Here is an 11,209-nt window from a genome sequence, read left to right on the forward strand (position 1 = left end):
GCGAACTCCCGCTCCTTTACTCGCTTAATCATTATTTGGGCCGTATACATTGCTCGTATTTTACACCTTTGGCCCGCCCCCACTTCACTGGGGGCTTTTCTACTATATAGTCAGCATTTGCCCACTAAAACGCTTCATTGACGTTAAAGTAAAAGCCGCTGTCTCCATCGCCAAAGCCCAAATCTAGGCGCAAATTGACCCGAGGTTTCACTTCAAAGCGATAGCCCACACCATAGTTGGGCAGCAATGTTTGCTCAAATAACTCACTGACTTTATCGGCAATCACCCCGACACCGGCCCAAAACACCATGCCATGGCGACCGGGTAAATCCATACGGTACTCCGCTTGAGCTAGCAGCATCTGCTTATCGCGATAACGCCCTGTGGTATAGCCTCTTAAGCTATCACCGCCGCCGATTTTGCTCAGCTGATCCCAGGGAATATCCCCCTGCAAAAAACGACCTCTAACCTGCCAAGCTATCACGTCATCATGCCAAACAGGCAAGTACTCACTGTATAGCAAGGTCTGTTTTTCAAAATCGGTTTGACTGCCGAGTTGCTGGCGATACCAGCTCGACTCAATCTCAATAATTCTCCCTTGCTGCGGGTTAAGCGTGTTATCGCGACTATCGTAGTTAACCAACAAATTAACCCCAACACTGCGAGAGTCTTGCTCAAGGACACTGGTATCAACCAAGCTGTCGTTGGGATTAATCTCTGAGGCTCTGGCCAGCTGCAGATCAAATCCAACGCCAATATAACTGTGAGCCAGCACTTGCTGGATCCACATGGGTTTTAAACCAAAATTGAGGTAGTTAAAATCAACGCGGTTGCTGTCTTGGTGGTTATCTTGGTAGCCCACGCCATAAAACACATCGGGCACATCAAACAATTCTGCATCAAGGTAGAAGCGCTGCGCTTGATTGAAGAACGTGCGATTTTGAATGCTCGCACCCAATGCACCGTTGATTGAAGCTAGGCCATTAATCACCAAAGACGACAACTGCAATTCATCATCGTCAGCATTAACTTGGTATAGGCCTACCGCTGACACCCCTACCCCAAGATCCATTTCAGGATTATAGAAAGGGCCCGGCAATACGCTAAAGTCGATCGCTTTGTCTGCATCAAACTCACCATCGGCCCCCAAACTTTGCAAGAACCCTTCAAGCCAGCTTTGCTGCTCTTCAGCTGCCGGTGATACCTCAGCATCAGCCGCCAACGCGATACTGCTGATAAACATACTCATTGCGATAAGCAATCTATTCATTGCTCAACCTTTTGTGCCTGCTCAAGGTCGGCAATTTCATCATGACGGGCAATATCGCTGAAATCGGCATGGGTAAAACCCTGTTGCCACAAATGCGCAGGGATATGGTTAAAACTCGGTTGATACTTTGGCGCAACACTTAAGTGTTGCACTGCAATCTCATCAAGTGCGATACCATTATACTCACGCAGCAAAGACAAGGTTTTTGCCTGCGCTCCACTGTCGATGCTTTGCATTAGGCTCTCACCATCCGTAGCTGCAGAAATCAGAGTCGATGGCACCAAATAAGGGGACTGCTTGTCACCTAATTGATAATGCCGTTTGATAAGCAAATCTTTGCTGGGCAATGGCTGCGAAGAGTCCCACCAATGACCATCAATAACTGCGAATAACTCATTGGTAACGGCCTTATCTACTGGCTGTAAATATGCCAAACTCGCTGCCAGCCATTGCGTCATATGCTGGTTATAAAGCTCGGTATTCATGGTGAGGTTATTGCTTAACAAGGCGATGGCAATTTTCGCCCCTAACATATTGGAGTAAAGATCTTCTGGCGAATAAGCCGATACCTCTTCCGACCAAGGGGCTAGCGTTCGGTAACCATGCCATTGGGCAATTTCGTGGGCTTCTGCCATAAAATACGCTTGGCGTGCTGCGAGGTGAATTGCTAACTCTCGACGCTCAGTCGCTGACATAGCGCTGGTATCAACCGCTTGAAACTGAATATGCCTTGGGCCAATTTCATCCGGTAAGGTCACCTGAAAAGATTCGCCAAGTTGACGCTGAATAAGATAAAACAGTGCAACCGTATTATCTGCGGTGTCACGCACATGGGCTAAGTCAATAAAACCGCCCTGCTGAGTGTAGATCATGCCATTATTTTCGCCGCCACGTGACCCATCGGGTAAGCCTTTTTGATGGCTAAAATTCCCTGCTTCAAAGGCGTGTGGGCCGATATCATCAAGCGCCACGGTATTGGCAAAGCGATAAAAAGGGATTGTAGTTGGGCCCACTTTCACTTTATGACCCGTGCCAAAGGCACAACAAGGACGCACGGCCTGCGGCATCCGCGCTTTGGGGTAACCCAACAAATCAAAATCCGCCACAGCAACGTTATCTAACTGATCGTCCAACGCCGCGGCAATGGCAGCTTCATTTGGAATAGATCGCACTTGCCAGTCATTGCTGCTGCAGCCGCTCAGTAACATCAACCCGAGCCAAACAACCACAAGTTTCACGGTATAAACTCCTTAATGGCGCGAGTAACAATCTCGGGATACTCATTACTAATGCCGTGGGGGGCGTCAGGAATCACCACGATTGGCGCCTTAATGGTGTCGGCAAGTGCCAGTCCAGCAGAGAGTGGAAACACCTTGTCGTTTTCACCCCAAATAAGTAACGTTTCAGGCAGCTGGCTCAGTTCAACATCGTTGGCTATTTGGTCCCGGTGCTGCGGCAAAGTTTGTATCAATCTGCGCTTTTGTGGCTGCCACTGGGCAAAATAGCGCTGGTAAATCTGTTCATCAATAAACCCGGGGTACCAAGGGAAATTATCAAAAGTACCCGCCAATAAATGCCGCATCTCGGCTTTATTTTGCGGCACGAAAATCGCTTCGGGTGACTCAACAGCAAAACGTTGGCTCAACTTGGCCAGTTCCGCATCAGAAAACAGATAGGCTGGGCTGGCTAAGATGACCGCTTTTTCTACTCGAGCATCTTTCACCATCAGGTCGAAACTGACAAAGCCACCATAGGAAATCCCAACTAGATTCACCGACGTTATCGCCAAATGATCCAGTAACTCTTGCATCAACTGAGTTTGAGTTGCCAGATTGGCCTCGCCGTGGCTATATGATTGGCCAAACCAGGCTAAATCTGGCGCGATGATATGATAGTCGTGGGCTAAGTTGAGCATCACTTGTTGCCAGCTTGACTGCGCATCGCCACCAAAGCCATGCACCAATAACAAGGTGGGCTTAGCTTCACCTTGGCCCACCTGCCAATAACTTAGCGTGCCGCCGTCTTCAAGGGTAATACGCGTTTGGCTATAACCCGCATCAACAAGCTGATTAACCTCTCGCTGTTGCTGGTAACTGACAGCAGAGCAAGCCGATAGCAATAAACAGCCTAGTAGCACGACGAAATAATGCAATCCACGACTCATCATTTAAAACCTATAACCCACACTCAGCATGCCACTTGTGCGGGTGCCAAAACCTACTTCCAACAACAGATCTAGCTGTTGATTAATCGAGATCTGTCCGCCTAACAAGCCATTCCACTTATCTTCTAGATGTTGGTTGACTTCAAATTTTGCGTTTTCGAGCATGGCAACATTATTACCAATACCGATATCGTGTAGGTAGCCACTGAAAGTCTGTTCAACGTTTTGGTACATGGCGCCAAACCATATTTGCATTTCGTTGTTACCTGTTGGAATGCGATACCCCATACGCGGTGAGACCACAATGGTACTGATTTCGCCATCAAGGATATCTAAGTTGGTGTTAGTGTAATTGACATCTAACAGCGCAAACCAATTGCCAATCCCGCCCACCAATGTGCCACCCACACCGTAAGTTGTACCCTTAAAATTGAGCTCAAAATCGAATGGATCGGAGGTAATAACACAAGGCGGCCTAAAACAAGGCAGTACATCGGAAATGTCTGCTTCTACCTGCACATTGGCAACACTGCTGCCTTTGGTATGGCCCAAAATGCCGTATAGATTAAGAAATGGCAGCACCCACATATCGGCGCGGAAAGTAATGGTTTCAGACTCTTGAAATGCTTCGCTGCCGTTGATCGAAATCATGTCATCGATTGGCCCTAGGCCAGAGAAGTTTACGGAGTCAACAATTAGCGGTTGCTCCATATCCATAACCGTAACAGAAAAGCCATATGGTTTAGGCAGTTGATGACCTAAATCTATTGCCTCTTGCGCCCAAATTGGGAATGCACGGGCGTATTTTTCATCAGCACTTTGACGCTCAATAGCGTCGACAAAGGTGCAGGTCATGGTTAATACCACGCCCGCTAAAACTCTGAACAACATATCAGACCTTAATTATTGGAAAACTAGGAAGTAAAAAAGAAGTAACAGTTAGCGCGGGTATTATCCTTGGCTAATATGAAGATAGTCTGAAAAACATACATCTTAGATAGTGCATTTTGGTCAACTTGATCACGCTCTGGCATTGTTATTTTTGTAGTTGGCTTCGCCGTAGGCAAGATATTTCAATAGGTAATATCATAAAACGCAGAATCCACCTGATTAATATCATTCAGTTATGGTTCAGCAACTATCTTCTACTATGCCCTCAACGACATCCAAGTCGCCTACAGATTAACCAAGAGAGCATACATCATGAAAAAGCAAACTATCGTAATCGCAACCCTTCTTTCATCAGCAATGGCGATGCCTGCAATGGCAGCAGACTGGTTCATCGGTGGTGGCATCGGTGCACAACAGAACAAATATGAAGGCAGCCGCATGCATGAAGTCGACGAAGACTTTAATGCTGAATATGCTAAAGACAAAGAAACCAATGTCCTCTATGAGCTACGTTTCGGTGCATATATCGACGACAACAATCGTGTTTACTCAACTTATAGCTACAACTCTGACGACCACTCAAGACAGCAAAGCCTATTGTTGTCATACGACTATCTGGTGGGATTAACCGCTGACAACAAATTGAACTGGTTTATTGGTGCTACTGCAGGTGTTAACCATATTAGCCCAGCAACCAATAATGTTGACTCTAAGAACAGCTTTGTTTGGGGCGGCCAAACAGGTTTGATGTACAAGTTCAATGACAATGTCAGCACTGAAATCGGTTATCGCTACCTCAAGCAAGATTACGATGCCTCAGTCAGCTATGGCAACCCTGAGCCTGCACCACACAATATCGGCATTACCGAGTCTGCTTCTCTCAATGATAGCCAGCAACTTTATCTATCGGTTGACTACCGCTTCTAATTTAATCAGTTACACAATTAAAAGCCCCTTTTCGGGGCTTTTTATTTGCCTAATTCTTGATTAGCAACTAAACCTTTAAGCAACTATTAAGGAGCCCCAATGCAAAGCTACACGCCGATTAACTGCGACCACCATGATTACATAGAACTGGCTTGTGTCAGAGGCTATCCCCTAATCATCATTTTGACCGATGGTTCTGAAGTGAGAGGCCGAGCACTGACCACTGAGACCCGTGCTGATCATAGTGAATGGTTAGTGGTAAAAACCGCGGTTCACCAACGCAGCATTAGGCTAGATAGCATAGCGAAAATAAGCACTGATATTGAAGGCGCGTCTTTTTCTTCTATCAATTTAAAATGAGACTTGGCTAGCGTTAATTTGGTTAGTATTTACTTTCATCTAATGCCAAGATATTTCACCAACTAGCATAGCAAGCTGAGTTTCACGGCCGAAAAAAAACCAATCCTTGTCTATGACAAAATAAATACGATTTTTAGCCTATTTTTTCTACATTTAGCATAATTAACTATTCCTTCATCCGTTGTCACTGATAGAATCGAGTGAACCATCCAGAAACTATTAGGACTCCCCTATGAGCCTCGAATTACTGTCCAAGCTGGAGACAAAAATCCAAGCCGCACTAGAAACCATTGAACTGTTAAAAATGGAACTTGAAGAAGAGAAGCAAAAGAATGTTGCTTTGAGTGAACAGAACCAACAACTCAGCCAAGATCTTAACTCGTGGAACGAGAAAGTGACCGGACTTGTTGGTCTGCTAAATGATGAAGTCAGCTAAGTTGCTGTAAGCGGTACAAGCGAAGATAAGGCCCTAGGCCATCTTCGCTTCGCTATTTTGTGCTTCAATCAAACTATTTAATTCTAAAATTGCCTTTTTCACTTCAGGCATGGTCTTCCTTGGCAGTAAAAATCTCCCCTTTTCGAACTCTAATCGACCTAGGTCTTTAACCCAGATCACACCAGATAAAAAAATTCGCGCGTGTTTGACTATTAGTTTTGGTGCATAGACAGGAAAAACTCTCACGTGACCTCCTATTAACCGTTTTGTTTTTAATTATTGTACCCAGTCTTGGACCGCCTTTTTACCACGAGAGTTTCATTAATTTTAGTTTTTTTTTGTAAATAATTGATACCTATCCATAGCGTAAAATATTTCTTATTGTCTATCAGACGAATAGCTAATGTAGAAAAATAGAAATGACACTTGCCAAATTTTTGACAGACTGCTAAGTTAGAGGTGTTACTCAGGGTAAAACTGAGCCACATGGCTCAATGACCGTATTTCCAGCGACCAGGAAATACGGTTTTTTTTGGCCTTGAATTTGAGCTTTACCAAGCAGCAGACACAAAAAAGGAGGCCGCAGCCTCCTTTAATCATGACATTGCAGGCTTTACTTCATGTTGGTTAAGTAAAACGCAATATCTTGCAGCTCTTTGTAGCTGCTGATTGATTCGTTCTCGATGCGGTATTTACCATTAACCACAATCGCTGGTACACCAGAGATTTGTGCATTTTCAGTCGCACGCTTCATCTGTGACATTTGTGCACTCACCATAAATGAGCTTGCCGCCGAATCAAAGTCTTTACCGTCAACACCATAAGCAACAAATAGCTTCTTGATATCTTCTAAGCTAGTGAAGCGCTGCTTTTGATCATGAATCGCTTTAAATAGTGCGCCTTCAATTTTATCTTCAACTTTCAACTGATGAGCAATCGCAAACGCACGCGACATTTCTACTCCCATGTTGCGACCGATAAATTCAACATGGTTTTGTTTGAAAGTGACGCCTTCTGGCAGATCTTTCTTAATTTGAGGGATTGCAGTCTTATAAAAGTTATAACAGTGACCACAGTAGAATGAGAAAAACTCGGCAATTTCAGGCTTGGCTGTTGCTGGGCCTTGATTAATCACGGTGTAATGTACGCCTTCTTTATAATCAGCTGCCAATGCAGCCATTGGAGCCATAATCAAAGCCAAGGCGACTAAGAATGCTTTTTTCATATTGTTGATATCCTTTGTTTGCAACAAACAGTTTGTTTTTCAAGTTGTGCCTAACATAATCAAATATTGGAGATTATCTCAAGCATTAAGTTCATTCTTATGTGACAAAATACGTCAGCATAGGTACAAATCTGTGCCTGCAGCGCTTAATATTGCGGTGTTAGGCTCAGTGGTGGTTCATCTAATTTAGCCAGCTGTTCTTTAAATCCAAGAATCTGCTGCTCCCAATATTTGTCTTCCGCAAACCAAGGAAAGTTCATTGGAAAGGCTGGATCGTCCCAGCGCCGACTCAGCCACGCATTATAGTGCAGCATACGCATTGCCCGCAGTGGCTCAATGAGTTTCAGTTGCCGAGTATCAAACGAGCAAAAATCTTCATAAGCCTCAAGTAACACTTCTAATTGCAGTGTTTGCTGTGGTCGCTCACCCGCTAACATCATCCAAATATCTTGCACTGCCGGCCCCATCTTGGCGTCATCTAAATCAACAAAGCCTGGGCCGTCAGGGGTCCACAAAATATTACTCGGATGCAAATCACCGTGTAAACGTATCATATCAAATTCATCTTCACGCCAAAGCTGCTTAGCACGCCCCAACAGTTGTTCAACTATGGTGAAGTAAGCGGTATTAAGTGAGTCAGGCACATGACCAGATTCACGTAACCAAGTTAACGACTCATCACCCAATAGCTGCGGGGTTAACTTGTCTCGGTGCTGAAATTCCTGTTGCTGCGCATGCTGATGAATTCGACCAATAAATCGACCAACTTCTTCGAGCTGATCTAGGTTATCGACTTCAAATGCTCGGCCTCCCATTGAGGTAAACAGCGCAAATCGGTAGCCTTGGTATTCATGTAAGGTACTACCGTCGAGCACTACCGGCGTAGCGATGGGTATTTCATGCTCAAGTAAAGACAAGGAGAAGTCATGCTCTTCTTGAATTTGCGCATTGCTCCAACGTTGGGGGCGATAAAACTTCACAACATAACGCTGGCCGCGATCACAACGAAATTGATAGACACGATTTTCATAGCTGTTAAGTGCTAGCAGCCCCGTTTCAGGGTAGATATTAACGCTTTCGATAGCATCCAAAATCAGATCTGGGGTTAATGCTTGGTAATGAAACTCAGCGGAATGAGAATGGTGGCTCATAAGCTACGCTCCAAAAGTGTCTGCAAATAAGCGAGCACCTCGACATCACTACTGTTTTCCACACTCAACCAGCAAATATCACCGTAAAACTCATAATTAAGCTGCATCACAGTACCTTCAAAATCCAACAACCATTGATGACGATCTGCGCCCCACTGCGTTTCTATCACACGGCAATCAAGGGCGGTAGCCAAAGGCTGCGCAAAGCGCTCAAACTTATCAAAGTCGATATCGGCTTCAATAGACAAGCTCTTAGCGGCTTCATTTAATTCGGTTCGGGTTACGTTTATGCTCACATTGGGCTCGCTTTATTTACCAAACAACAATTTTACTACACGACGGTGTGACTAAAACGGCTTGTGATTCACCTCGGTTTTAAGTGTATCCACAGGCAGATGAACAACGGATGAACACCTCAACACCGAAATAGTCGCAACCCAGTTTTCATTTATCCAGCGACTGACACTAACTACTGCAGGACATAATTAACCCTTGCCCCCACTGCGGTGGCCGCTGTGCATAATGAGCAAACTCAGGTTGTTCTGCAAAAGGTTGAGTCAGTAGCTGATGTAATTGCTGCAACGGCTGATTGTTACCCTCTTCAACGGCAATGATGGCCTCTTGCGCAAGATAGTTACGCAAAATATATTTGGGGTTAATAGCACTACGCTGCTGCTGCCAAGCCTCTACATCCTTTACTTTACCTAAGCGCTGCTGGAACTGTTGCCACCAAGCGTCAAATCGCGGCCTATCAATGAAATCATCTGCAAGTTCACTACGTGACTGGGTTGGATCTAGGTAACTAAACTGCCTAAAGCTGTTGGTATAATCGAGCTGACTTTGCTGCAACATCATGGTGAACTCACCCATCAATGCGAGATCAAACTCATCTTGTTCTGGGCTGGCTGATTCAACAGTTAACCCTAACTTAGCCCGCATCAGGGTTAAGTAGTGATCGATCAAATGTTGCTGATAGCGGTTTAAGGCCGAAATCAATACATCAGATTCAATGAGGGGGACTAAGGCTTGCGCTAAACGCTGCAAATTCCACAAACCGACCCCCGGCTGCTGACCAAAAGCATATCGGCCTTCGGGATCGGAGTGATTACAGATAAAGTCTTCGTTAAACGTATCTAAAAAGGCAAACGGTCCAAAATCGAAGCTATCACCCAATATCGACATATTGTCGGTATTCATCACTCCGTGGGCAAAGCCAACGGCTTGCCAATGGGCAATCATTTTTGCAGTATCAGCAACAACCTGATTAAACCATAATTCGTAACCTTGGCTGTCGCAGGTTAATGTTGGGTAATGCTGAGTAAGAGTAAAGTCAACGAGTTGCTGTAATTTGGCTTTACTGCCTTCAGGACTATGACTGAAATACTCAAAGTGACCAAAGCGAATATGGCTGCGCGCTAGTCTGACAGTAATTGCTGCTTGTTCTTGGCTTTCACGCCATACGGGTAAATCTGAGCCAATGACCGCCAAGGCTCGCGTGGTCGGCACATGAATATGGTGCAGCGCTTCAGAGATTAAAAACTCCCGCACCGCAGAGCGCATGACTGCCCGGCCATCACCTTGACGTGAATAAGGGGTTAATCCGCCGCCTTTTAGCGCCACATCCCAATGCCCTTGCGGCCCAGATGCTTCACCCAAAATAATCGAACGTCCGTCACCTAACCTAGGCGTATAGCCACCAAACTGATGACCACTATAGACCTGCGCGTAATAACTGGCACCCGGCATCGCTTGGTTACCACTGAGTTGCTGCAATAACGACTCAGAAGGCGCTGCATTATCAAGCAGCTTGGCGGCATCATCACTCCAAGCTAACCAATGGGGATTACTCAGCCCTTGCGGGTTAACTTGTGAGTAAAAGCCCACTAATTGCTCGAAGTAATCCTGCTTAAACTTCACAGCTCAGCCTCTTGAGTCAAACGCTGGCAGCTGACACCACCTTGCTCGTTAGCCACACATTGATGACCACATTGGAATGAACCATTGCTATGACCACTTAGGCGGATCAGGCCTTTACCTTTGGCAACACATTGATCAAGCGCTTTGTAGTAACCCGCGATATTGTCACCTAAATCTTGCTCGGCAATATGCGACTGACTGTCACTATAAAACAGGGTCCACTGTGGATTTTGGGTACATGCTGAGAGAATTAATGCACAACTGATGACAACAAACGGTCTAAGGCCCATGGCTAGCTCCAATAAAAAAGGCGACACACTCGTTCGCCTTTATTCTCTAATACACACTATTTTACACGCCTAGCTTGCTAGATACAGTAAAGATTACTGCGCCGCTTTGGCCTTAGCTCGCTCAATACGGGTAATTCTGCCTTCAAATCCCGTTACAGTGCCATCGGTTAAACCATAATTGATAGCCTGCTGACATACGGCAATCGCGGTATCATACTGCCCGCTGTCATTAAGTAATGTCGCTAAATGCATAAAGCCCACACCTTTTTGCTCTGCCGGTTTATCGAGCTTAGCAAATACTTCGAGATAGTCTTGCTGCAGACCTGCACCATAGTCTCGATACTGGGTTTGTTTACGCTGTTTATAGCACTCTGCAACCGCCAATAGTAACGCGCTATGTTGCGCTACGTTTTCGCTGGCATTGCGATAGTCGATTAACGCTGATGCCAGTTTATCATTGGCCCAAGATTCATCTTGTTGTTTTGGCTCTGGCTCTGGCTCTGGCTCTGGCTCTGGCTCTGGCTCTGGCTCTGGCTCTGGCTCTGGCTCTGGCTCTGGCTCTGGCTCTGGCTCTGGCT

General features: G+C 45.6%; 13 protein-coding genes and 1 pseudogene. 3 read left to right on the plus strand and 11 right to left on the minus strand.

What is annotated here, in order from left to right; all coding sequences use genetic code 11:
* Nucleotides 1-124: 124 nt before the first annotated feature.
* Genes L865_RS0113080 through L865_RS0113095 form a run of 4 tightly spaced genes read right to left on the minus strand, consistent with a single transcriptional unit; the run spans nt 125 to nt 4,325 of the window.
* Nucleotides 125-1,270 carry a BamA/TamA family outer membrane protein gene (locus tag L865_RS0113080; protein WP_028773659.1) on the minus strand — a complete coding sequence of 382 codons (1,146 nt, stop codon included), beginning with the start codon at nt 1,268-1,270 and terminating at the stop codon, nt 125-127.
* Nucleotides 1,267-2,508, minus strand: coding sequence for a DUF4056 domain-containing protein (locus L865_RS0113085; RefSeq protein WP_037471124.1), 1,242 nt, complete (start codon nt 2,506-2,508; stop codon nt 1,267-1,269). Before L865_RS0113085 ends, L865_RS0113080 begins: the two co-directional genes overlap by 4 nt.
* Entirely contained in the window at nt 2,505-3,437 is a 933-nt protein-coding gene (locus L865_RS0113090; protein WP_028773661.1) for an alpha/beta fold hydrolase, read from the minus strand. The genes L865_RS0113085 and L865_RS0113090 overlap by 4 nt, the downstream gene beginning before the upstream one ends.
* On the minus strand, nt 3,438-4,325 hold the full coding sequence (locus L865_RS0113095; RefSeq protein WP_028773662.1) for a hypothetical protein: 888 nt from the start codon (nt 4,323-4,325) through the stop codon (nt 3,438-3,440).
* Between the two features lie 312 nt (nt 4,326-4,637).
* Here L865_RS0113095 and L865_RS0113100 point away from each other — a divergent pair, with 312 nt between their 5' ends.
* The 3 genes from L865_RS0113100 to L865_RS0113110 all read left to right on the plus strand — a co-directional run bounded on the left by L865_RS0113100 (nt 4,638) and on the right by L865_RS0113110 (nt 6,048).
* Nucleotides 4,638-5,252, plus strand: a complete 615-nt coding sequence (locus tag L865_RS0113100) for an outer membrane beta-barrel protein (RefSeq protein ID WP_028773663.1) — start codon at nt 4,638-4,640, stop codon at nt 5,250-5,252.
* Between the two features lie 99 nt (nt 5,253-5,351).
* Entirely contained in the window at nt 5,352-5,612 is a 261-nt protein-coding gene (locus tag L865_RS0113105) for a Rho-binding antiterminator (RefSeq protein WP_028773664.1), read from the plus strand.
* Nucleotides 5,613-5,844: 232 nt separating this feature from the next.
* Nucleotides 5,845-6,048: a cell division protein ZapB gene (locus L865_RS0113110; RefSeq protein ID WP_028773665.1), complete on the plus strand. Its 204-nt coding sequence runs from the start codon at nt 5,845-5,847 to the stop codon at nt 6,046-6,048.
* A 33-nt stretch (nt 6,049-6,081) separates the two neighbouring features.
* Here the strand turns inward: L865_RS0113110 and L865_RS0113115 are convergent, their stop codons facing one another.
* From L865_RS0113115 to L865_RS25785, 7 genes and pseudogenes are all read right to left on the minus strand, one after another.
* Nucleotides 6,082-6,294, minus strand: a complete 213-nt coding sequence (locus tag L865_RS0113115; RefSeq protein ID WP_028773666.1) for a DUF1107 domain-containing protein — start codon at nt 6,292-6,294, stop codon at nt 6,082-6,084.
* 367 nt (nt 6,295-6,661) lie between these two features.
* Entirely contained in the window at nt 6,662-7,273 is a 612-nt protein-coding gene (locus L865_RS0113120) for a thiol:disulfide interchange protein DsbA/DsbL (protein ID WP_028773667.1), read from the minus strand.
* A 146-nt stretch (nt 7,274-7,419) separates the two neighbouring features.
* On the minus strand, nt 7,420-8,424 hold the full coding sequence (locus tag L865_RS0113125; RefSeq protein WP_028773668.1) for a serine/threonine protein kinase: 1,005 nt from the start codon (nt 8,422-8,424) through the stop codon (nt 7,420-7,422).
* A complete protein-coding gene (locus tag L865_RS0113130) occupies nt 8,421-8,720 on the minus strand; it encodes a DUF3630 family protein (RefSeq protein ID WP_028773669.1) in 300 nt (99 codons plus the stop codon). The genes L865_RS0113125 and L865_RS0113130 overlap by 4 nt, the downstream gene beginning before the upstream one ends.
* 169 nt (nt 8,721-8,889) lie before the next feature.
* Nucleotides 8,890-10,341, minus strand: a complete 1,452-nt coding sequence (locus L865_RS0113135; protein ID WP_028773670.1) for a protein adenylyltransferase SelO — start codon at nt 10,339-10,341, stop codon at nt 8,890-8,892.
* Nucleotides 10,338-10,658, minus strand: a complete 321-nt coding sequence (locus tag L865_RS0113140; RefSeq protein WP_245608437.1) for a hypothetical protein — start codon at nt 10,656-10,658, stop codon at nt 10,338-10,340. The genes L865_RS0113135 and L865_RS0113140 overlap by 4 nt, the downstream gene beginning before the upstream one ends.
* Before the next feature lie 66 nt (nt 10,659-10,724).
* Nucleotides 10,725-11,209 (minus strand): annotated as a pseudogene (locus L865_RS25785) (hypothetical protein); the annotation flags it as partial.

The organism is Shewanella waksmanii ATCC BAA-643 (assembly GCF_000518805.1).
Lineage (GTDB): Bacteria > Pseudomonadota > Gammaproteobacteria > Enterobacterales > Shewanellaceae > Shewanella > Shewanella waksmanii.

Excerpts from the sequence above, each read along its gene's own strand:
- L865_RS0113095 (WP_028773662.1), bottom strand. The coding sequence starts at position 4,325 with ATGTTGTTCAGAGTTTTAGCGGGCGTGGTATTAACCATGACCTGCACC.
- L865_RS0113110 (WP_028773665.1), top strand. The coding sequence starts at position 5,845 with ATGAGCCTCGAATTACTGTCCAAGCTGGAGACAAAAATCCAAGCCGCA.
- L865_RS0113125 (WP_028773668.1), bottom strand. The coding sequence starts at position 8,424 with ATGAGCCACCATTCTCATTCCGCTGAGTTTCATTACCAAGCATTAACC.
- L865_RS0113080 (WP_028773659.1), bottom strand. The coding sequence starts at position 1,270 with ATGAATAGATTGCTTATCGCAATGAGTATGTTTATCAGCAGTATCGCG.
- L865_RS0113120 (WP_028773667.1), bottom strand. The coding sequence starts at position 7,273 with ATGAAAAAAGCATTCTTAGTCGCCTTGGCTTTGATTATGGCTCCAATG.
- L865_RS0113100 (WP_028773663.1), top strand. The coding sequence starts at position 4,638 with ATGAAAAAGCAAACTATCGTAATCGCAACCCTTCTTTCATCAGCAATG.
- L865_RS0113105 (WP_028773664.1), top strand. The coding sequence starts at position 5,352 with ATGCAAAGCTACACGCCGATTAACTGCGACCACCATGATTACATAGAA.
- L865_RS0113090 (WP_028773661.1), bottom strand. The coding sequence starts at position 3,437 with ATGATGAGTCGTGGATTGCATTATTTCGTCGTGCTACTAGGCTGTTTA.